This is a genomic window from Bradyrhizobium sp. I1.14.4 (assembly GCF_050435825.1).
GTDB lineage: Bacteria > Pseudomonadota > Alphaproteobacteria > Rhizobiales > Xanthobacteraceae > Bradyrhizobium.
On sequence record NZ_JBNDLA010000022.1, the window covers coordinates 92167 to 113530 of the forward strand.

Consider the following 21364-nt stretch of genomic DNA (forward strand, 5'->3'; position numbering starts at 1 on the left):
TTTCCGACATTTTTCATCAGCTGGCGTGCAGCGTCCACCCGATTTCCCGCGGCAGCGACACTGCCGCGCAGGGCGCATCGTCTTGCAATGCCCCCGCCGTTCCTCCATCATCCCCGTCAACGGTGACATCCGCGGCTTGAAGCTTGCGGACAAGATCACCGGCAACGTGGGAGGTCACGGACATGAGGAGCGTGCAATTGCTCGCTGCGACAGCGCTTGCCATCGCGTTGTCGGTTACATCGGCCACCGCGCAGAAGAAATACGACGTCGGCGCGACCGATACCGAGATCAAGATCGGCCAGACCGTGCCGTTCTCGGGCCCCGCATCCGCCTATGCCGGCATCGGCAAGACCCAGGCGGCCTACATCAAGATGATCAACGATCAGGGCGGCATCAACGGCCGCAAGCTGAACCTGATCCAGTATGACGACGCCTATTCGCCGCCGAAGGCCGTCGAGCAGGTGCGCAAGCTCGTCGAGGGCGACGAGGTGCTGTTCACCTTCCAGATCATCGGCACGCCGTCGAATGCCGCCGTGCAGAAATATCTGAATGGCAAGAAGGTGCCGCAGCTGCTCGCCTCCACCGGCGCCTCGCGCTTCTCCGATCCGCAGAATGCGCCGTGGACCATCGCGTTCAACCCGAATTACCAGTCCGAGGGGCGCATCTACGCCAAATACATCCTGGCCAATCACCCCAACGCCAAGATCGGCATCTTCTACCAGAACGACGATCTCGGCCGCGACTACATCACCGGCCTGAAGAGCGGGCTCGGCGACAAGGCCGCCAGCATGATCGTCGCCGACGTCTCCTACGAGCTGACCGACCCGACCGTCGATTCCCAGATCGTCAAGCTCAGGGCCTCCGGCGCCGATCTGATCTATGACGCCTCGACGCCGAAATTCGCCGCGCAAGCGATCCGCAAGATCGCCGACCTCAACTGGAATCCGGTGCACATCCTCGACATCAATGCGAGCCCGGTGTCGGCGACGCTGAAACCGGCCGGCCTCGACATCTCCAAGGGCATCATCTCGACCAATTACGGCAAGGACCCCGCCGACCCGCAATGGAAGGACGATCCCGGCGTGAAGGCCTATTTCGCCTTCATGGACAAGTATTACCCGGAGGGCGACAAGCTCAACACCGTCAACACCTACGGCTATTCCACCGCCGAGCTCCTGATCCAGGTGCTGAAGCAGTGCGGCGACGATCTCACCCGCGAGAACCTGATGAAGCAGGTCACCAGCCTGAAGAAGTTCGTGCCGTCTCTCGCGCTGCCGGGCATGTCGATCACGACCGGACCGAACGATTATCGTATCAACAAGCAGATGCAGATGATGAAGTTCAACGGCGAGCGCTGGGAGCTGTTCGGCCCGATCATCGAGGACACCGGGCCGGCGGGGTAGAGAGCCCCAATAAGACTCCACTCCCTCGCCCCGTTCTTACGGGGAGAGGGAGTGGGGTGAGGGGCTCTCGCCGCGCATTCGGCGATAGAAGCACTCGCGGAGACTCCCCCTCACCCGCATCGCATCTTTGATGCGATGCGACCTCTCCCCGCAGGCGGGGCGAGGTAAGGAAAGCTGGCGCAACCTGTTCAGCCCGCCCATCCTTTTCGCAATGCCCCCTACTTTCGTTGACTGAAATCGCTCACCTTTTCGGCACCGCTCGTCTTGCGTCGCAGCAACGGTTCCTCCAGTATCCCGGCCCAGCGATGGCGACCCGCGGGACCTTGAACCCGCGGACAAGATCATCGGCCAACCATCAGTCACGTGAGGGAAACAGCATTATGAGGAATGGGATTTTCCACCTGGTCACGGGAACGGCGCTCGCGATCGCGCTGTCTGCAACGTCGGCCTTGGCGCAGAAGAAGTACGATTCCGGCGCGACCGACACCGAGATCAAGATTGGCCAGACCGTGCCCTTCTCCGGACCGGCCTCCGCCTATGCCTCGATCGGCAAGACCCAGGCGGCCTATTTCAAGATGATCAACGATCAGGGCGGCGTGAACGGCCGCAAGATCAACCTGATCCAGTATGACGACGCCTATTCGCCGCCGAAGGCCGTCGAGCAGGTGCGCAAGCTCGTCGAGAGCGACGAGGTGCTCTTGACCTTCCAGATCGTCGGCACGCCGTCGAACGCCGCCGTGCAGAAGTATCTCAACGCCAAGAAGGTGCCGCAGCTGTTCGCCGCCACCGGCGCCTCGAAGTTCACCGATCCGAAGAACTTCCCCTGGACGCTTGGCTTCAACCCGAACTACTTCGTCGAAGGCCGCATCTACGGCCAGTACATCCTGAAGGAGCACCCGAACGCCAAGATCGGCGTGCTCTATCAGAACGACGACCTCGGCAAGGACTATCTCAACGGCATCAAGGCCGGCCTCGGCGACAAGGCCGCCAAGATGATCGTGGCCGAGGCCTCATATGAGGTCTCCGACCCGACCGTCGATTCGCAGATCCTGAAGATCAAGGATGCCGGTGCCGACCTGTTCTTCTCGGCCTCGACGCCGAAGCAGGCGGCGCAGGCGATCAAGAAGATCGCCGAGCTCGGCTGGCATCCGGTCCACATCGTCGACATCAACGCCACCTCGGTCGGCGCCGTGTTGCAGCCGGCGGGCCTCGAAGCCTCCAAGGGGCTGATCAGCACCAACTACGGCAAGGATCCGGCCGACCCGCAGTGGAAGGACGATCCCGGCATGAAGCGCTATTTCGACTTCATGGCCAAGTACTATCCCGACGGCGACAAGAACTCGAACTTCAACACCTACGGCTACTCGACCGCCCAGCTGATGGTGCATGTGCTCAAGCAGTGCGGCGACGACCTGACGCGCGACAACGTGCTGAAGCAGGCGACCAATCTGACGAATGTCGAGCTCGACATGGCGCTGCCCGGCATCAAGGGCAACACCGCGCCGAACGACTATCGCGTCAACAAGCAGCTGCAGATGATGCGCTTCAACGGCGAGCGCTGGGAGCTGTTCGGCCCGATCCTCGAGGATGCCGGCCCAACGGGCTAGCAGTTCGCGCAGGTTTGAAGATGCGATCGGCGGCCTCCGGGCCGCCGATTTGTTTTTATCCTTGTCATTGCCCGGCTTGACCCGGCAATCCATCAATCGAGAACGGCTCTTCTCTGATGGACGCGCGGGGCAAGCCCGCGCATGACGCGTGTCAGCCTTCGGCTGCCCCCGTCACTTCGGGATCTCGCCAAAATTCTTGCCGACCGGCAGCACGGCATGGCGGATCAGCCACGAATCCTCCACGCCGGCCTGGCGGTGCTTCACCGCCTCGCGATAGACGGGATCGCGGATCATTTCGACGAAGGCGGCGATGCTTGGATACTCCGCGATGAAGCAGTGATCCCAGCGCTCCTCTTGCGGACCGATCAGCATCAGTTCGAAGCGGCCCTGCCAAACGATGCGTCCGCCGAGCCGCTCGAACACCGGTCCGCTCTCGCGGCCATAGGCGGCATAAGCCTCCGCGCCGGTGGCCTTGCGGCCGTCGGGATAGGCCGCCCATTCGCGCAACCGCACCAGATTGAGCATGTGGATCGGGCCCGGCCGGTTGTTGTCCCGGAATTGCGCGAAGACGTCCTTGGTCGGATCGATATGGCCCATGCGGTGCTCCTTCGTTTCTTGGTTCCATCTCTATCTAGAGCGTTTTCGAGCGAAGTGGGTACCGGTTCGCGTGAAGAAAACGCGTCAAAACAAAAATCTAGAGCCCTTCAATCGGAACGCGGTTCTAGCACGCGCTGCCTCACCTCCTAATCCCCCGTTAAGCTTTGCGTAACCGCCCCTTAAACCGGGAACGCTAGCGTGCGCCCCTGTCAGGGTGTGAGCGTTGCGGATGGCTTGGGGACGTAAAAAAGGCGGTGGGCGCAAGGAGCCGCTGTTCGGGCTTCCGGCCGCGCTTGCCGACCTCAGACTGTCGCCCTCCGATCGCATTCCCGGCGGCGGCGACGACAAGCCAGCAAAATCCAAAGCCAAGAGCAGCGACAGGAGCAGCGATTTCGGTAGCGAGAAGCCGCGTTCCTCGCGCAGCGGCAGCAAGCGGCGGGGCAAGTCGCGTGGCTTCGGCATCGGCCGTCTGTTCTATTGGACCGCAGTGCTTGGACTATGGGCGGGCATTGCGGTGATCGGTGTCGTGGTGTGGGTCGGCGCGCATCTGCCGCCGATCCAGTCCCTGGAAATCCCCAAGCGCCCGCCGACGATCCAGATCGTCGGCATGGACGGCGGCGTGCTGGCACAGCGCGGCGAGATGGCCGGCGCCAACATCGCGTTGAAGGATCTGCCGCCCTATTTGCCGAAGGCGTTCATCGCCATCGAGGACCGCCGCTTCTATTCGCATTTCGGCGTCGACCCGCTCGGGATCCTGCGCGCGGCGGTGACCAACATCCTGCATCGCGGCGTCTCGCAAGGCGGCTCGACGTTGACGCAACAGCTCGCCAAGAACCTGTTCCTGACCCAGGAGCGCACCATGCAGCGCAAGCTGCAGGAGGCCGAGCTCGCGCTGTGGCTGGAGCGCAAGCATTCCAAGAACGAGATCCTCGAGCTCTACCTCAACCGCGTCTATTTCGGTTCCGGCGCCTACGGCGTCGAGGCCGCCGCCCAACGCTATTTCGGCAAGTCGGCGAAGAACGTCACGCTGCCGGAAGCCGCGATGCTGGCAGGCCTCGTCAAATCGCCGTCGCGGCTGGCGCCAAACCGCAATCCGGAAGGTGCGGAGCAGCGCGCGCAGGTCGTGCTCGCAGCGATGGCCGAGGCCAGGTTCATCACCAAAGCCCAGGCCAAGGCCTCGATCGGCCAGCCCTCGATTGCCGTGAAGCCGGCCGGCGCCGGTACCGTGAACTATGTCGCCGACTGGATCGGCGAAGTGCTCGACGATCTGGTCGGACAAATCGACCAGGATATCGTGGTGCAGACCACGATCGATCCGAAGCTGCAGAACGTCGCCGAAGCCGCCGTCATCGACGAGCTCGCCGCCAAGAGCGTGAAGTTCAATGTCAGCCAGGGTGCGCTGGTGGCGATGACGCCTGACGGCGCGGTGCGCGCCATGGTCGGCGGCCGGAACTATGCCGAGAGCCAGTACAATCGCGCCGTCACCGCGAAGCGGCAGCCGGGCTCGTCGTTCAAGCCGTTCGTCTATCTCACCGCGGTCGAGTCCGGGCTGACGCCGGACACGATCCGCACCGACGCACCGCTCGACATCAAGGGCTGGAAGCCGGAGAACTACACCCACGAATATTTCGGCTCGGTGACATTGACCCAGGCGCTGGCGATGTCGCTGAACACGGTCGCGGTGCGGCTCGGTGTCGAGGTCGGCGCCAAGAATGTGGTGCGCACGGCGCACCGGCTCGGCATCTCCTCCAAGCTCGAACCCAACGTCTCGATCGCACTCGGCACGTCGGAAGTGTCCGTGATCGAGCTGGTCGGCGCCTATGCGCCGTTCGCCAATGGCGGCTACGCCGTGTCGCCGCATGTGGTGACCAAGATCCGCACCAGTTCCGGCAAGCTGCTTTATGATCGTCCGGCCGATCCGCCCAACCAGGTGATCGAGCCGCGTTATGATTCGATGATGAACAGCATGATGCGCGAGACGCTGATCTCGGGCACCGCGCGCAAGGCGGAGATCCCCGGCTGGACCGCCGCCGGCAAGACCGGCACCAGCCAGGATTATCGCGACGCCTGGTTCATCGGCTACACCGCCAAGCTCGTCACCGGCGTCTGGCTCGGGAATGACGACAATTCGCCGACCAAGAAGGCGACCGGCGGCGGTCTGCCGGTTGAAGTCTGGACCCGCTTCATGAAGGCCGCGCACCAAGGCGTGCCGGTCGCCGCGATCCCGAACTCGCAGGGCAGTTGGGGGCCGGCGAACCTGATGCAGATCTCGTCGCAGATCACTGCGCCGTCAGCGACGGCGGGACAGATGCAGCCGCAGCCGCCGGCACCGATGCCATCCGGCGGCGGCTACTATCGCTCACCCGCGCCGACGCCGGCACGTGCCTCGGCGCCAGCCAACCCAAACGCGCGGCCCGAAGCCGCGGCAGGGTTGGATGGTTGGCTGACGGATCGGTTGTTCGGCGGAAGCCGGTAGGGGCAGGTCGCACCGCAGACCAAATTGTCATCCCCGCGAATGCGGGGGATCCAGTACGCCGCGGCCCATCGGTTGAACACGAGCGCCTCTGGAATACTGGGTCGCCCGCTTTCGCGGGCGATGACAGTGAAGGCAAGGGGGCAAAGAGTTCGCCTACTCCTGAATCCCGTAACGGTGCAGGTCGTTGCCGTGGGTGTCGAGCCAAGTCTTGGCCCGCGTGACCGACGCACAGACCTTGTCGACCACCCGCCAGAACCGCGCCGAGTGGTTCATCTCGACGAGATGCGCGACCTCGTGCGCGGCGAGGTAATCGAGCACGAAGGGCGGCGCCAGGATCAGCCGCCATGAGAACGACAGCGAACCCGCCGAGGTGCACGAGCCCCAACGGCTGGACTGATCGCGGATCGAGAGCCGGCGCACCCGTACGCCGAGTTCCGCGGCATGAAGCTGCGCGGCCTTCTGCAGATCCTTGCGCGCCTCGCGCTTGAGGAAGTCATGCACCCGGCGGTCCATGTGCTCGACGCCGCCGGCAATGCACAGGATCTTCTCGCCGCTGTCCCGCGTCTCGGTCCAGACCGTGCCGCGCTCGCCTGAGCGATGTACCAACCGATGCGGCACGCCGCGCAACGGCACCACGGTGCCGGGCTGGAATGGCGCGGCCTTCGGCAAACGGCCAAGACGGGCGGCGATCCAGCCGCCATGGAGGTTGGCGAATTCCTTGGCTTCCACGATCGTGCCGCGCGGCGGCATCGTCAGGATCGCTTCGCGATCGGTTGGATGAATCCTGAGCGTGTAGCGACGCGCGCGCCTGTGCCGGCGCAGCCTGACAGTGAAGAACTGGGAGCCATGTCTGACCAATACGGTCGCGGGTTCGGCAGGCCGCCGATAGAGGAGCGCGCGAGTAGCCATTTCTGAGAGTCCGGGGAGCAGGAGTTCGCCCGAACTTTGCCACATCCGCCGCCAGGGAAAGCGCTCGGCGCAAAAACAAATCATTTGCCCAATATACAGGGGCTGGCCGTTAATTGACCTCTACCGGCAGGGGGCGGAACCTGAATTTTTCTGATGAATCCGAGTCGCAAACTAGGCCCGAAGAATGAAGAAATATTCATCCTTTGAGCCTTGGCTGATTTGAGTTTTTTTTAGCTAAATCAGCGACTTGCGTGATCGCAAAAATCGCGGCCGGGGCGATACCTATTCGGCCGCGGCGACCAGCGAAAGCCGCGTATTGGCCGCCGAAACCATGAAATCGGAGATCCGCGGCACGATTTCGGAGCGGAAACGCGAGCCGTTGAACACACCATAGTGCCCGACGCCTTTCTGCATGTAGTGCACGCGGCGATGGTTCGGTATCGCGGTGCAGAGCGCGTGCGTCGCCTCGGTCTGGCCAAGACCGGAGATATCGTCCTTCTCGCCCTCGACCGTCATCAACGCGACGCGGCGAATCTTCGACGGATCGACCGGCTTGCCGCGATGGGTCATCTCGCCCTTCGGCAGCGCGTGCTTGACGAACACGAGGTCGACGGTCTGCAGGTAATACTCCGCGGTGAGGTCCATCACCGCGAGATATTCGTCATAGAACTCACGGTGCTTGTCGACGAGATCGCCATCACCCTTCACCAGATTGGCGAACAGCGCCTTGTGCGCGTCCATGTGCCGATCCAGATTCATGCTGATGAAGCCGTTGAGTTGCAGGAAGCCCGGATAGACGTCGCGCATCACGCCCGGATGCGGGAACGGCACCTTGGTGATGACATTGTTGCGGAACCATTCGATGCCGCGCTCTTCCGCGAGGTTGTTGACCGCGGTCGGATTGCGCCTGGTGTCGATCGGGCCGCCCATCAGCGTCATCGACAGCGGCACAAACGGGTCGTTGCTGGCTTCCATCACGGAAACGGCTGCCACGACAGGCACCGAAGGCTGGCACACCGCGATGATGTGCATGTTGCCGCCGAGCGCGTGCAGCATCTCGATCAGGTAGTCGACATAGTCATCGAGATCGAACCGGCCAGCCGCAAGCGGTACCATGCGCGCATCGGCCCAGTCGGTGATGTAAACCTCGTGCGTCGGCAGGAACGCCTCGACCGTGCCACGCAGCAGCGTCGCATAGTGGCCGGACATCGGCGCCACGATCAGCACGCGCGGCTGCGGCGACCGCAGCGGGCGCGTCAGCTTGCGATCGAAATGCAGCAGGCGGCAGAACGGCTTTTCCCAGACCGTGCGAACCTCGACCGGGGTCCGGATGCCGTTGACCTCGGTCGTCGGCAGGTTCCAATCCGGCTTGCCGTAGCGGCGCGTGGTGCGCTCGAACAGTTCGCAGCCTGCGGCGATCGACTTGCCGAACTCGGTGTGGGTCCACGGATTGAGCGGGTTCTGAAACAGGATCTTGGTGGCGTCGGTCACCGCGCGTGCCGGATTGAGCGACGCATGCGCCATCTCGTACATCCAGTACAACGGCGTCGTGAGTGCCGGGCTGCCTTCCGCCGCTAGTGGCGGGGCACCGCCAAATTCACCGATGGGCATTGTATCTTCAGACCCCTGTTTTGCGCCGCAGCATCCTGACCAATGCGTAACAACGCGTCAATCCGCCGCCCACTGAATTTAGGGGCGATATCCGGCTAAAATACCGGAAATCCACGCGAAAGTGACATTTATTCACCACCGCTGAGCAGCGAGCCGTGACGCTTGGCGCTCTGCAAAAGGGCAAGGAAGATCGCAAAAGAGGCAGCGAACAGGATCGCGTTGATGGCGAGCGCCCACGCCATCAGGTCGGCGCGGAAGATATGATCGATCAGAAGCGAGCGCATGCCTTCGAACACGTAAGTCGGCGGCAGCGTCCAGGCGACAACTTGCAGCCAGACCGGCAGCACCTCGACCGGATAGTAGATGCAGGCGAGCGGCATCACCGCGAACATCAGCGTCCACACGATGCTCTCCGCGCCGAGCCCGTTGCGCAGCACGAGGCCCGAGGCGAACACACCGACCGACCAGCTCGTGAAGATCAGATTGCAGAAGAACGCGATCAGCGGCAGCCCGATGGCGTAGAAGTTGAAGCCGAAAAAGAACAGCGCCAGCAGCGTCATCGGGATCACGCCGATCGCGAGCCGGATCAGGCTCATGATCATCAGCGAGAGCAGGAATTCGATCGGCTTCAGCGGGCTCATCATCAGGTTGCCGAGATTGCGCGCCCACATCTCTTCCAGGAACGAGATGGAGAAGCCGAGCTGGCCGCGAAACAGGATGTCCCACAGGATGACGGCGCCGATCAGCGTGCCGCCCGCCCTGGCGAAGAAGCCTGATGACTGCGAGATGTAATTCTGCAGGAAGCCCCAGGTGATGATCTGCAAGGCCGGCCAATAGATCAGCTCCAATAGCCGCGGCCATGACGAGATCAGGAGATACCAATAGCGCAGCACCATCGCATTGATGCGTTGCACTGAAATGCCGCGCAGCTGATGGCTGACGATCTCGCTCACGGCGCGCCCTCCCACGCCCGGCCGCGCGCCACGTCGAGAAACACCTCTTCCAGCGTATCGCGGTTGTAGCGCGCCATGATCCGCTCGGGGCTGTCGTCGTCCTCGATCTTGCCGCGCTTCATGATGATGACGCGGTCGCAGAGGCGTTCCACCTCCAGCATGTTATGCGACGCCAGCAGGATGGTCGCGTTATGGGTCTTGCGATAGGTCTCGAGATGCTGCCGCACCCAGTCGGCGGTATCAGGGTCGAGCGATGCGGTCGGCTCGTCGAGCAGCAGCAGGTCCGGCTCGTTGATCAGCGCCTTCGCCAGCGCGACGCGGGTCTTCTGCCCCGCGGAAAGCTTGCCGTTGGAGCGGTCGAGGAATTCTGTGAGATCGAGATCGGCGGCGAGCTGGTCGATCCGCTCGCGCAAATGCTTCACGGCATAGAGGCTGCCGAAAATGGCGAGGTTCTGCCGCACCGTGAGCCGCATCGGCATGTCGACATAGGGGCTCTCGAAATTCATCCGGCCGAGCACGTCATAGCGCTGCTCGGGGATTTTCGCGCCCAGCACTCGGACGCTGCCCGAGGTCGGCAGCACCAAGCCCATGATCATCGCGATCGTCGTGGTCTTGCCGGCGCCGTTGCCGCCGAGCAGGCCGGTGATGCTGCCGCGCGCGATACGGAAGGAGATATCGTCGACCGCCCGGGTGGTCTTGTAGACCTTGACCAGACGCGCAACGTCGATCGCGGCCGGTCCACGCTGATCGGCCGCAGGCGCTTGATCGGCCGCGGGCGCATCATTGGCCGCGGGCGCTTGCCCCTGACCTGTCTCGCTCTGTTGCATATGGCCGTTTAATTGAGCCATTGCGACAATAAGCGCAAGGCTTGCCCTGCGTCCTTGCGCTAAGTCGCGAATTTGTGCGCCGCCCACGGCACAGCTAAGGTCCCGAGATGACCGACGTCGCTTCCGATTTCCGCCAACCCCGCCGCTATGTTCGCTTGGATACGATCCTGCGGCTGCGCTGGCTCGCCGCGCTCGGCCAGCTCGTCGCGATCTTCGTCGTTGCGCAGGGACTGGAATTCGACGTTCCGATCGCGCCCTGCGTCACCATCGTGACGTTCTCGGCGCTGCTCAATCTGGCGCTGCAGATCGCGTTCAACCCGATGCAGCGGCTGGAGCCGGCCTATGCCGCGACCCTGCTTGCCTTCAACATCGTCGAGCTCGGTGGCCTCCTGTACTTCACCGGCGGGCTGCAGAACCCGTTCTCGTTCCTGTTCCTGGCACCGGTGCTGATCTCGGCCACGGTGCTGCCGATCCGGCTGACGATCGCGCTCGGCTGCCTTGCGGTCGCCTGCGCCTCGGCGCTGTTCTTCTACCATCTGCCGCTGCCCTGGGATGCCGATGATCCGCTGGTGCTGCCGCCGATCTATTTGATCGGCGTCTGGCTTTCGATCCTGCTCGCGATCGGCGTCACCAGCCTTTACGCATTCCAGGTGACCGAGGAGGCGCGCCAGCTCTCCGATGCGCTCGCCGCGACCGAGCTGGTGCTGACACGCGAACAGCATCTGACCCAGCTCGACGGCCTCGCCGCCGCCGCCGCGCACGAACTCGGCACGCCACTCTCGACGATCTTCCTGATCTCGCGCGAGCTCGAAAAGACGGTGCATGACCCGGCCATCACCAGCGACATAAAGACCCTGCGCGAGCAGGCGCAGCGCTGCCGCGACATCCTGAGCAAGATCGCGCAATTGTCCTCGAGCGGCGCGCCGTTCGACACCATGAAGCTGTCGACCCTGATCGAGGAGGCGGTGGCGCCACATCGCGATTTCGGCATCAACATCAAGGTGCGGCTTGCTGTCGCAGCAACGCGTGAGCCGGTCGCAGCGCGTAATCCCGCGATCCTTTATGGCGTCGGAAACATTCTCGAAAATGCGGTCGATTTCGCACACCAGACGGTCGAGGTGAACGCGTGGTGGAACGCCGAAACCATCGAGATCGTCGTCTCCGACGACGGCCCGGGCATCGCACCTGACATGCTGAAGCGGATCGGCGAGCCGTTTTTGTCGCGCCGGCGGGGCGCAGATGAGGCCCAAAACGCGCGTGGAGGCCTCGGTCTGGGCGTTTTCATTGCAAGGACGCTGCTGGAACGCACCGGAGCCAAGGTGTCGTTTACCAATCGCACCTTTCCCGATCACGGCGCCGTGGTGCAAATCGTCTGGCCACGCGAGCGCTTCGAGGAATCCGCGCCGGGCGACGAAACCGAATCCTAAGAACGGTTCTTAATCGCAACTCTGGCATTACGGATGCATCGCTCTATCTCGAATTGCACGCGACTTTCGGCTGCCTTGGCAGCGCCGTAGTAGGACCCCATATTGTGAGTGTCTGCCACAGGGAAAAATGGACCGTGAACGCCATCACCGAACTGAATGACCATGCCGACCGCTCGCTCCTCATTGTCGAGGACGACAAGCCGTTCCTGGAACGCCTGTCGCGCGCGATGGAGACGCGCGGCTTCGCGGTGAAGTCATGCGACACGGTGTCTGATGGTCTCGCCGAGATCGGCCGCGCCGCGCCCGCTTTCGCGGTCGTCGACCTCAGACTCGGCGACGGCAACGGCCTCGACGTCGTCTCGGCGCTGAAGCGCAAGCGCCCCGAGGCACGCGCGATCGTGCTGACCGGCTACGGCAACATCGCGACCGCCGTGACCGCGGTGAAGATGGGCGCCGTCGACTATCTCTCGAAGCCTGCCGACGCCGATGACGTCGTCGCTGCGCTGCTGGCGACCGGTACCGAGAAATCCGAGCTGCCGGCCAATCCGATGTCGGCGGACCGCGTGCGCTGGGAGCACATCCAGCGCATCTATGAGATGTGCAACCGCAACGTCTCGGAGACCGCGCGCCGTCTCAACATGCACCGCCGGACGCTGCAGCGCATCCTCGCCAAGCGCGCGCCGCGTTAGGCGGCTGCTTTAATCACATCAGTTTTCGTCATGGCCGGGCTTGTCCCGGCCATCTACGTCTTCGGGTACCGTGCAAAGAGTAGACGTGGATGCCCGGGACAAGCCCGGGCATGACGGCGGGGCAAATAGCCAGCTAAAACTCATGCCCCTGCGGATCGACCAGCCGGTTGATCCGCTGTGCCGCGGCCATGGCGAAGCGCACCGTCATCGCCTTGCGGGTGGCCGCCGGCAGGCGATGCTCGGGCGCCTCGCAATGCAGATGCGCGCCATAGGCGTCGGCGATGATCAAGCCGGTGTCGACCGGGAAGATCTCGCACGGCAGATCCTGCGTGAAGGCGAAGAACAGCCGGTCGCAATGCATCCGGTAATCCTGCCACTTCTGGTCGGCGCGCAGATCTTCCACCGACGACTTGATCTCGACGATCCAGATCTCGCCGCGCTCGTTCAGCGCGACCAGATCGGCCCTGCGGCCGGACGGCAGCGGCAACTCGCTGATGCAGGAAAATCCCAGCGATCTCAGAAGCCTCGCGGCGCCGCGCGCGATCGCAAGCGCGGTCTCCGACTGGCGTCGGTCGGGCGCGGGCACAAGTGCGATCTGGCGGGCGGGCGATTCCATCCCAAGCAGACTAGCCGATTCCGCTGCGCGGCGGCAGCGCCGGAATCGGCCGCAAATTCGCGAGGAAGGCGCCTTGATGCCGGCGTCAAGCCACCGTGAAGCCGATGGAACTTGGTTCCGAGGGACGGCCCGCGCGCGCTGCGGAAGCGTACGGAGTCGAAGACCCAGCAGCTGTCTAGCGTCGCCGCCGCTTCGCCGGCGCGCGCCTCGGAGATCACAAGCTTCATCAACAAGCGATCGAACCCTCCCTCGCAAGCGGGAGAGGGAGCCTGATCAGCGTGCTCACCTTACTCAACTGTCAGCGGCGGGCCGAGGATCACGCCTTCATTGGCGCGCAGGTCGAGGACGCCTTCGAGCTTCTCGCCCTGCCGGTCCATGAAGGTCGACAGCAGAACCTCGTTGCTGAAGCCGATCGCGCTGGAGGAGACCGACGCGGGGGCCGCGCCGAAATTCAGCGCGATAACCACCACGCCTTCGACACTGCGCCGCCGGTAGAGCAGGACATCGCCCTGCGCCGCCACCGGCTCATAGCTGCCATGGACGAGCTGCGGCAGCTTGCGCCGCAACGCGATCAGCGCCTTGTAGAGGTTGAGGATCGACGCCCCGTCCGCCTCCAGGCTTGCGACATTGTCGCGTGCAAAATCCTGCGCGAGCGGCAGCCACGGCCTGGCCGTCGAGAAGCCGGCATAGCGCTCGGCGCTCCATTGCATCGGCGTGCGGCAGCCGTCGCGGCCGACGCCGATATCAGGCACGTTCTTCTCAAAGGGATCGCGCACCTGGTCCGGCGCGATGGCAACCTGGCGCATGCCGATCTCGTCGCCGTAATAGAGAGTCGGCGTGCCGCGCAGCGTCAGCAGCAGCATCGCCGCGACCGGCGCTTGCGCAGGCCCCACCCGGCTCGCCACCCGCGGCCGGTCGTGATTGCCCAGCACCCAGTTCGGCCACGCCCCCGGCGGCAGCGCCTTCTCGTAATCGGCGACGATCATCTCGACCGAGCGCGCGCTCCACAAGGTCGACAGCAGCGCGAAATTGAACGGCATCTGCGCGCCGCGTAGATCGTTGCCGTAATAGGCCACCAGCCGGTGCAGCGGCAGATAAATCTCGCCGATCAGCACGCGGTTGTCGAACTCCTCGGTTACGCGGCGCATCTCGGTGATGACGGCGTGCACCTCGAGCTGATCGGTCGAATATTGCGTCAGCACCTTCTCATGCGGCGGCCGGCCCTCGCGATAATGCGGGTTCGGAGGGTTGTCGCGGAACTCGGCATCCTTGATCAGGTGCCAGATCACGTCGACACGAAAGCCGTCGACGCCCTTGCGCAGCCACACGCGCATCACGTCGTAGACCGCATCCCTGACCTCGCGGTTGCGCCAGTTGAGATCAGGCTGCTGCGCGAGGAAGGCGTGATAGTAATATTGACTGGAGGCCTCGTCATACGTCCAGGCGCTGCCGCCGAACTCCGACAGCCAGTTGTTGGGCGGGCCGCGATCCGGCGCCGGGTCGCGCCAGATGTACCAGTCGCGCTTGGGGTTATCGCGCGAGCTCCTCGCCTCGATGAACCAGGGATGCTGGTCGGATGTGTGGTTCGGCACCAGGTCGAGGATCAGCTTGAGGCCGGATTCATGGGCGGCCGCGACCAGCTCATCGAAATCCTCCATCGTCCCGAACAGCGGATCGATGCCGGTGTAATCGGAAATGTCGTAGCCGAAATCGGCCATCGGCGACGGGAAGATCGGCGACAGCCAGACCGCGTCGACGCCGAGCCGGGTCAGATAAGGCAGCCGCGCGATGATCCCCCTGAGATCGCCGACGCCATCACCGTCGCTATCCCCGAACGAGCGCGGATAGACCTGATAGAAGATGCCGCGCCGCCACCAATCCCTGTCGTCCTGGTCCATCCGTCCCCCTCCCCGGCTCGCAGCCCGGTCCAAACCGCTCCGCGCCCGGGGCGGCCCATCGGTTCAGGGATGACGCACAATTCGGGACGGAAAAATGGCGCTGCAATGCGTCAGTGGCGGGCCATGGCCAGCTGATAGATAGTGATCAGCACCTCGAACAGGATCAGGAAGACGATGATCAGCTCCAGCCGCAGCGAGCGGCTGGTATCGATGATATCGGTCAGCACCTGCGCGGTCTCGGCAACGACTGCGAGCTTTCGGTTCAGCGATTCCGCACGCTCCTTCAATTCGTACTCGTCCTCGAGCCGCGCATAGAGACGCTCGAGCTGCGGCTTGTCCCAGAGGATGTCGGGCTTCTCCGACACTTCGACCGGTCCGGCCACGCGATGCCGCACCAACAGCGCGTTGCCGATGTGTTTGAGGATCGCGACGCGGCCGCCATGGACCTGGCCGCCCTTGGCGAGCTCGCGCGCCAATGGCTCGGTCGTGTCGAAGACCGCCCTGACCTCGCGCTCATGCCGCGCCAGCACCACGCTTTTCGCCAGCGCCTCACCGACCAGGATCAGCCGCTCCGGCGACAGGCCTTGCAGATAGATCGGCCCACCCGGCGGGATCTGATCCTCCTTCTCGGAAGCGACCTCGATGATGGCGATCTCCTCCTCGCGCCGCGTGAACAGGCCAGTCATGCGCGACTGCAGGCTGCGCAGGAATTCATCCTCCTCCAGCGCGTTGAGGCCGATCAGCACGACGACGCCGTAGCGGAACAGAATAGCCACGCCATTGTCATTGACGCGAAACGCCAACGGCGTCGTGGCCAGCACGTCGCCGCGCTCGAGGCCGGACGTGTTGATGCGGTCTGCGACGAAGAAGGCGCGGGCGGTGGTCCGGGGTCCGCCGAGCGGTGAGTTGGGAGCCTGGGTCATGAAGTTCCGGACTGCGAGGACTTAAGCCATCATCGAGAGCAACCGCGTACCGGCCCGCTCACGAACTTGTTGTGCCGAAGGTGACCTTATCACGGTCCGTTTTGGGATCACACGCCGCGGCAGCCGCATTTCCCGTGCGTGTTGACGGCATTTCCCGGAGGCCTATGGTGACCACATGAACGAGACAACCGACACCAAACCGAAGGCTGGCGCGATTATCGTGCCGGTGACGTTGTTCGAACAGAACTGCACCATCATCTGGCACGAGCCGACCAAGAAGGCCGTGGTGATCGACCCCGGCGGCGACGTGCCGAAGATTCAGGCCGCGATCAAGCAGACCGGCGTGACGGTCGAGAAGATCTGGCTGACCCACGGTCATATCGACCATGTCGGCGGCGCCGCCGAACTGCGCGACGCGCTGCAGGTGAAGATCGAAGGTCCGCATATCGCGGACAAATATCTGCTCGACAACGTCGTCTCGAGCGGCGAACGCTTCGGCATGACCGGAGTGCGCAATTTCGGGCCGGATCGCTGGCTCGATGAGGGCGATCAGGTCTCGATCGGCGATCTCACCTTCGACATCCTGCACTGCCCCGGCCATTCCGCGGGAAGCGTGGTGTTCTTCAACAAGGAGCTGCGCTTCGCCCATGTCGGCGACGTGCTGTTTGCCGGCTCGGTCGGGCGCACCGACCTGCCCGGCGGCAGCCATCCGACGCTGATCCAGTCGATCAAGGAGAAGCTGTTGCCGCTCGGCGACGATGTCGGCTTCATCTGCGGCCATGGCGCGGGATCGAGCATCGGCCAGGAGCGGATGACGAATCCGTTCCTGACCGGCGAGATGTAGACGCGTAACGCACCGATCTCAGGGCTGCTTCATCAGCCCCGCGGCCGTCAGCGCCCGTGTGATGACGCGGCCGACATTGACGCTGTTGGCCTGCTGCTTGGTGCCCTGCTGCTTGGCCTGCTTCCCTGGCCGGCCGCTGCTGCGGCCGGATGGGGCTTCGGGCTCGGCCGCGGGCACCGGTACCGTCATCGAGACCGTATCCGCGCGCTCGCGCGGGATTCCGGTCGGCGCGATATGCGGCTGACGCACCTTGTCGGTCAGGCCGAAAAAGCTTGCGATGTGATAGGACGAGGAGATCCCGGCCTCGATCAGGAACGCACCCTCGACGCCGTAGCGCTCGTCATTGTCGGCAAGCCCGAGTGGCGTGCCATGCGCCATGTCGGTGATGGAGAATGATTCGACCAGCGTTTCGCCGTCGGCGTTCCACCAGACCTCGCGCGGATGGCCGTCGACATCCGCCTTCGACATTGCCGCCAGCGGCAGGCCGTGAACGTCGAGCCACTGCCGGACGATCGCATCGGCATTGCCGGGATGCACGGTGCGGTCGGCGCTGCCGTGCCACACCGAAATCTTCGGCCATGCACCGCTATGCGTGGAGGCGTTGCGCACGAGACCACCGAGCTCGGGCGCGGGCAGCGCGCTCGCATGCATCATCGCATGCAGCGCTTCGCGCAGATCGGTCGCGACGCCGAACGGCAGGCCGGCGATGATGGCGCCGCCCGCGAACACGTCCGGATAGGTCGCGAGCATGACCGAGGCCATCGCGCCACCTGCGGATAGTCCCGTCACATAAATGCGCCTCGGGTCGATCTCATGCGCGCCGACCATATGGGCAATCATCTGCCGGATCGAGCGGGCCTCGCCCTGGTCACGCGTGATGTCTTGAGGATTGAACCAGTTGAAGCAGGTGTTGCCGTTGTTCGACGCCTGCTGCTCCGGCATCAGCAGCGCAAAGCCGTAATGCGCCGCAAGCGCCGACCAGCCGGCGCCGAGATCGTAGGACGCGGCCGTCTGGCCGCAGCCATGCAGCACCACGACGAGCGCGGGCGACCGCGCAAGCTGCGCGGGCACGAACGAGAACATCTTGAGATCGCCGGGGTTGACGCCGAATTCGGTCGTCTCGACGAGCGGCGTCGGCAGGGCCGGTGCAAGCGCACTCAAGCCGCTGAACGCGTTCATCTTGGGCAGATGACGCAAAAATTCGACGTTGTTGACCAGGGACAACAGCAACTCCTGAGGTGATTTATTCTTCTGTGTCACCCGATCAGATAATTGCTGCACTGCGAAATGAAAAGGCCGTGTGCTGTCTTTCCCCGCGGAATTGTGAGAATCGGCGTTAACGCGTGATCGTGCTGAAGCGCGATGCGGGCCGGTCGAAATAGTTGCCTTAGCACCTTGTTTGGGCATGAACTTTTCGAAAAATGCGTGCCCGCTCTCCCGATTCATGCAGTGGCGCGGCGCATCCATGACAGAAATACGGCTGAAATGGTGATCGACAGCACAAACAATGCGCATGCCGCAAACAACGCCAGATGCGCTGACGCCGCGCTCTCAACAGCGAAGAACACCGCGCCGATCGCAGCAACGCCGGCCGCATTGCCGATCTGCGTCGTGGTGCCATACATGCCGGAGCCGGCTCCGGCGCTTGCAGGCTGCACGCTCGAGAGCACCGCGCCCGACAGCGGGGCCATCACCAGGCCCTGACCGTAGCCGAAGATCATCAGCACCAGCGCGAGCAGCACCGCCGATGGCGCCGTGACCGTCTCAACCGTCGCGACGAGCACACCGAGTCCGACGATCTGCACGGCGCAGCCCTCGATCAGCACCAGCGTGCCGCGATGCCTGGCGCGCACGCCGCTGTGCCGCGAGGCAATCACGAAAGTCAGTGCCAGCGGCACGAACACCAGACCCGCCTGCAACGGCGGAATCTGCAAGCTCTTCTGCATGAACATGGTCATGACCAGATAGAAGGACAGATTGGCGAAGAAGAAGCAAAGCACCGCGACCAGCCCGCGCATGAAGGCAAGATCCGACAGCAGTGACAGGTCGATCAGCGGCATGCCGCCGCGGCGCGCGACCATGCGCTCGAGCCGCACGAAGACCGCGATAACAGCGACGCCGACCGCCACCACCAGCCACACCCACGCCGTCCAGTTGAGATCGTGACCGAACAGCAGCGGGCCGATCAGGCACAGCAGGCCCGCGAACAGCACGATCGCGCCCGGGATATCGAGCCGCGTGCCGGCGCGGCGCGGTACCGTCGGCATGATCTTCAGCGCGGCCGCGATGATGATGACGCCGAACGGCACGTTGACGAAGAATACCGCGCGCCAGCCGAGGCCCGCGAGATCGAGCGTCACCAGCACGCCGCCGAGCGTGAAGCCCGCGGCGCCGGCGAGCCCCAGCACGATGCCGTAAATGCCGAAGGCCCGCGCACGGGCGGCATCGGAGAACAATAGATGCAGCGTCGCCAGCACCTGCGGCACCATCAGCGCCGCCGTCGCGCCTTGCGCGAGCCGTGCGATGATCAGCTCAAGTCCGGACTGCGCGAGACCGCACCACAGCGACGTCACCGAGAAACCCGCAACGCCGGCGATGAACACATTCCTGGTGCCGTGGATGTCGCCGAGCCGGCCGCCGGTGACCACCAGCGTGGCATAGGCGATCAGATAGATCGCGATCACGGCCTCGATCTGCGTCGGCGTTGCGTGCAGTTCCGCCGCAATCGTCGGGATCGCGACGTTGACGATGAAGGCATCGACGCCGAACATGAATTGCGCGGCGACAACGATCGCAAGCACCCACCAGCGGCGGGAGGTCTCCGCTCGCATAGAGACGATCTGGTGCATGCGCTGCGGTCCTGCCCGAAATGACGTTACGGCCGACATCAACAGATTCCAGTCATCCCTTCGATTACCTCGGACGTAAGCTTTAGTTCACGGGCACGTCATCCATGGCCATCCCGCTCCTGCCCAGCGCTCCGCCGCGCAATTTGCGTTGATGCGCTGGGAAACATTCCGGAGGGCGGCAATCGCCGCTGATTTGCGCAACAACCATGCGGGCGCCGCAGCCTCGAAGCATTGCCTTGCCCCGGGCCACCCCGTAGGTTGGCCGAAAGCCCCGATAACAATAGTCCGGAGAGAACGACCTATGGCGCGCCTCAAGTTCGGAGCCTTCCTCGCCCCGCACCATCCGATCGGCGAGCATCCGATGCTGCAATTCCGCCGCGACCTCGATTTCGTCGAACAACTGGACGCGCTCGGTTACGACGAATTCTGGTGCGGCGAGCACCATTCCTCGGGCTGGGAGACGATCGCCTCGCCGGAGATGTTTTTGGCCGCCGCCGGCGAGCGCACCAAGCGCATCAAGCTCGGCACCGGCGTGATCTCGCTGCCCTACCATCATCCCTTCAACGTCGCGCAGCGCATGGTGCAGCTCGACCACATGACCGGCGGCCGCGCCATCTTCGGCTCCGGCCCCGGTGCGCTGGCCTCCGACGCCCATACGCTCGGCATCGACCCGATGACCCAACGCGACCGCCAGGACGAGGCGATCGCGGCGATCCGCCGCCTGTTCAACGGCGAGCGCGTCACCGCCAAGACCGACTGGTTCGAGATGCACGACGCCGCGCTGCAGATCCTGCCGCTGCAGGAGGACATGCCGTTCGTGGTGGCCTCGCAGATTTCGCCGTCGGGCATGACGCTCGCCGGCAAGTATGGCATCGGCATCATCTCGCTCGGCTCGATGTCGACCCAGGGCCTGATGGCGCTGCCGCAGCAATGGCAGTTCGCCGAGGACGCCGCCAAGAAGGCCGGCACCACGGTGAGCCGCTCCAACTGGCGCGTGCTGCTGTCCTGGCACATCGCCGAGACGCGCGAGCAGGCGCGGCGCGAGGCCGGCGCCGGGCTGATGCGCTGGCACAACGAATATAACGTCGGCACCTTGATGCGGCCGGGCCTGACCGCGTTCGCCTCGCCGGATGAAGCCGTCGACAAGACCGCCTTCGTCGAAGGTGCGGCGTCCACGATCGGCACGCCCGATGATCTGATCAAGATGATCAAGAACCTGGTCGATGTCTCCGGCGGCGTCGGTTCGATCATCGGCTTCGCCCATGACTGGGCCAATCCGGAAAACACCCGCCGCAGCTGGGACATGGTCGCGCGCTACGTCGTGCCGGAAATCAACGGCTATATCGACGGCCTGCGCAAGTCGCGCCAGTTCGTGATCGACAACCGCGCCGTGTTCGAGCGCGCAGGCCAGGCGGTGATGGCCAAGATCATGCAGAACGACAAGGCCGCCGCAGCGCTGCAGCATACCGGCACAGGCCGCGTCGCGATCCCGGCCGTGAACGCGCCCGACCTCGCGAAGGAGGCGGCGAAGCAGAAGGCGTGAGGGCAGGAGCGCCTTGAGGCGTGATCGTCGCGCAGCTGTCGCAACTGCGAAAGCTGGAATCGACGTCGCACCCCACCCACCGCCGTCGTCCCTGCGCAAGCAGGGACCCATATGTGGACGGCCCCCGTGGCACAAGAGCTTTTTGAGTAGATCGGATCGCTTGCATCCATATGTCCGGCCTGTTGATGCGAC

17 protein-coding genes are annotated in these 21364 nt (G+C 64.0%); 7 read left to right on the forward strand and 10 right to left on the reverse strand.

Translation table 11 applies throughout. The annotated features are described in order from the left end of the window. Positions 1–182: 182 nt before the first annotated feature. Both ABIB78_RS30635 and ABIB78_RS30640 read left to right on the forward strand, forming a co-directional pair. On the forward strand, positions 183–1403 hold the full coding sequence (locus tag ABIB78_RS30635) for an ABC transporter substrate-binding protein (RefSeq protein ID WP_429031368.1): 1221 nt from the start codon (positions 183–185) through the stop codon (positions 1401–1403). 380 nt (positions 1404–1783) lie between these two features. After that, positions 1784–3010 carry an ABC transporter substrate-binding protein gene (locus ABIB78_RS30640; protein WP_429031371.1) on the forward strand — a complete coding sequence of 409 codons (1227 nt, stop codon included), beginning with the start codon at positions 1784–1786 and terminating at the stop codon, positions 3008–3010. 171 nt (positions 3011–3181) lie between these two features. Here ABIB78_RS30640 and ABIB78_RS30645 read toward each other — a convergent pair whose 3' ends face one another. Beyond that, entirely contained in the window at positions 3182–3607 is a 426-nt protein-coding gene (locus tag ABIB78_RS30645) for a DUF1330 domain-containing protein (protein ID WP_429031374.1), read from the reverse strand. A gap of 229 nt (positions 3608–3836) precedes the next feature. Here ABIB78_RS30645 and ABIB78_RS30650 point away from each other — a divergent pair, with 229 nt between their 5' ends. Further along, a complete protein-coding gene (locus ABIB78_RS30650) occupies positions 3837–6083 on the forward strand; it encodes a transglycosylase domain-containing protein (RefSeq protein ID WP_429031377.1) in 2247 nt (748 codons plus the stop codon). Between the two features lie 153 nt (positions 6084–6236). Here the strand turns inward: ABIB78_RS30650 and ABIB78_RS30655 are convergent, their stop codons facing one another. The 4 genes from ABIB78_RS30655 to ABIB78_RS30670 all read right to left on the reverse strand — a co-directional run bounded on the left by ABIB78_RS30655 (position 6237) and on the right by ABIB78_RS30670 (position 10383). Next, positions 6237–7076: a M48 family metallopeptidase gene (locus tag ABIB78_RS30655; protein ID WP_429031380.1), complete on the reverse strand. Its 840-nt coding sequence runs from the start codon at positions 7074–7076 to the stop codon at positions 6237–6239. A gap of 198 nt (positions 7077–7274) precedes the next feature. Then, positions 7275–8603, reverse strand: coding sequence for a polyhydroxyalkanoate depolymerase (locus tag ABIB78_RS30660; RefSeq protein WP_429031383.1), 1329 nt, complete (start codon positions 8601–8603; stop codon positions 7275–7277). Between the two features lie 128 nt (positions 8604–8731). Continuing rightward, the gene (locus ABIB78_RS30665) at positions 8732–9499 is read right to left on the reverse strand and encodes an ABC transporter permease (protein WP_429031407.1); all 768 of its coding nucleotides are present in this window, start codon (positions 9497–9499) and stop codon (positions 8732–8734) included. A 53-nt stretch (positions 9500–9552) separates the two neighbouring features. Beyond that, complete coding sequence (locus ABIB78_RS30670; RefSeq protein WP_429031385.1) at positions 9553–10383, reverse strand: ABC transporter ATP-binding protein; 831 nt, start codon at positions 10381–10383, stop codon at positions 9553–9555. Positions 10384–10490: 107 nt separating this feature from the next. Here ABIB78_RS30670 and ABIB78_RS30675 point away from each other — a divergent pair, with 107 nt between their 5' ends. Next, positions 10491–11810, forward strand: coding sequence for an ActS/PrrB/RegB family redox-sensitive histidine kinase (locus ABIB78_RS30675; protein ID WP_429031387.1), 1320 nt, complete (start codon positions 10491–10493; stop codon positions 11808–11810). Between the two features lie 134 nt (positions 11811–11944). Next, positions 11945–12499, forward strand: a complete 555-nt coding sequence (locus tag ABIB78_RS30680; RefSeq protein ID WP_016845514.1) for an ActR/PrrA/RegA family redox response regulator transcription factor — start codon at positions 11945–11947, stop codon at positions 12497–12499. A gap of 133 nt (positions 12500–12632) precedes the next feature. Here the strand turns inward: ABIB78_RS30680 and ABIB78_RS30685 are convergent, their stop codons facing one another. From ABIB78_RS30685 to ABIB78_RS30695, 3 genes are all read right to left on the reverse strand, one after another. After that, entirely contained in the window at positions 12633–13115 is a 483-nt protein-coding gene (locus tag ABIB78_RS30685) for an MmcB family DNA repair protein (RefSeq protein ID WP_429031390.1), read from the reverse strand. A gap of 287 nt (positions 13116–13402) precedes the next feature. Next, entirely contained in the window at positions 13403–15013 is a 1611-nt protein-coding gene (locus ABIB78_RS30690) for an alpha-amylase family glycosyl hydrolase (RefSeq protein WP_429031393.1), read from the reverse strand. A gap of 110 nt (positions 15014–15123) precedes the next feature. Further along, positions 15124–15936 carry an RMD1 family protein gene (locus tag ABIB78_RS30695; protein WP_429031395.1) on the reverse strand — a complete coding sequence of 271 codons (813 nt, stop codon included), beginning with the start codon at positions 15934–15936 and terminating at the stop codon, positions 15124–15126. 175 nt (positions 15937–16111) lie between these two features. On the opposite strand from ABIB78_RS30695, the gene ABIB78_RS30700 reads away from it, so the two are divergent. Further along, positions 16112–16780, forward strand: coding sequence for an MBL fold metallo-hydrolase (locus ABIB78_RS30700; protein ID WP_429031397.1), 669 nt, complete (start codon positions 16112–16114; stop codon positions 16778–16780). Between the two features lie 18 nt (positions 16781–16798). On the opposite strand, the gene ABIB78_RS30705 is transcribed toward ABIB78_RS30700, so the two are convergent. Continuing rightward, a complete protein-coding gene (locus ABIB78_RS30705) occupies positions 16799–18004 on the reverse strand; it encodes an extracellular catalytic domain type 1 short-chain-length polyhydroxyalkanoate depolymerase (RefSeq protein WP_429031399.1) in 1206 nt (401 codons plus the stop codon). 218 nt (positions 18005–18222) lie between these two features. Then, positions 18223–19629 carry an MFS transporter gene (locus tag ABIB78_RS30710; protein ID WP_429031401.1) on the reverse strand — a complete coding sequence of 469 codons (1407 nt, stop codon included), beginning with the start codon at positions 19627–19629 and terminating at the stop codon, positions 18223–18225. A gap of 301 nt (positions 19630–19930) precedes the next feature. On the opposite strand from ABIB78_RS30710, the gene ABIB78_RS30715 reads away from it, so the two are divergent. Then, entirely contained in the window at positions 19931–21172 is a 1242-nt protein-coding gene (locus tag ABIB78_RS30715) for an LLM class flavin-dependent oxidoreductase (RefSeq protein ID WP_429031403.1), read from the forward strand. The last annotated feature ends 192 nt before the right edge of the window (positions 21173–21364 follow it).

Coding starts and splice junctions, on each gene's coding strand:
- ABIB78_RS30635 (WP_429031368.1), top strand. CDS start 183: ATGAGGAGCGTGCAATTGCTCGCTGCGACAGCGCTTGCCATCGCGTTG.
- ABIB78_RS30640 (WP_429031371.1), top strand. CDS start 1,784: ATGAGGAATGGGATTTTCCACCTGGTCACGGGAACGGCGCTCGCGATC.
- ABIB78_RS30645 (WP_429031374.1), bottom strand. CDS start 3,607: ATGGGCCATATCGATCCGACCAAGGACGTCTTCGCGCAATTCCGGGAC.
- ABIB78_RS30650 (WP_429031377.1), top strand. CDS start 3,837: ATGGCTTGGGGACGTAAAAAAGGCGGTGGGCGCAAGGAGCCGCTGTTC.
- ABIB78_RS30655 (WP_429031380.1), bottom strand. CDS start 7,076: ATGATTTGTTTTTGCGCCGAGCGCTTTCCCTGGCGGCGGATGTGGCAA.
- ABIB78_RS30660 (WP_429031383.1), bottom strand. CDS start 8,603: ATGCCCATCGGTGAATTTGGCGGTGCCCCGCCACTAGCGGCGGAAGGC.
- ABIB78_RS30665 (WP_429031407.1), bottom strand. CDS start 9,499: ATGGTGCTGCGCTATTGGTATCTCCTGATCTCGTCATGGCCGCGGCTA.
- ABIB78_RS30670 (WP_429031385.1), bottom strand. CDS start 10,383: ATGCAACAGAGCGAGACAGGTCAGGGGCAAGCGCCCGCGGCCAATGAT.
- ABIB78_RS30675 (WP_429031387.1), top strand. CDS start 10,491: ATGACCGACGTCGCTTCCGATTTCCGCCAACCCCGCCGCTATGTTCGC.
- ABIB78_RS30685 (WP_429031390.1), bottom strand. CDS start 13,115: ATGGAATCGCCCGCCCGCCAGATCGCACTTGTGCCCGCGCCCGACCGA.
- ABIB78_RS30690 (WP_429031393.1), bottom strand. CDS start 15,013: ATGGACCAGGACGACAGGGATTGGTGGCGGCGCGGCATCTTCTATCAG.
- ABIB78_RS30695 (WP_429031395.1), bottom strand. CDS start 15,936: ATGACCCAGGCTCCCAACTCACCGCTCGGCGGACCCCGGACCACCGCC.
- ABIB78_RS30700 (WP_429031397.1), top strand. CDS start 16,112: ATGAACGAGACAACCGACACCAAACCGAAGGCTGGCGCGATTATCGTG.
- ABIB78_RS30710 (WP_429031401.1), bottom strand. CDS start 19,629: ATGCACCAGATCGTCTCTATGCGAGCGGAGACCTCCCGCCGCTGGTGG.
- ABIB78_RS30715 (WP_429031403.1), top strand. CDS start 19,931: ATGGCGCGCCTCAAGTTCGGAGCCTTCCTCGCCCCGCACCATCCGATC.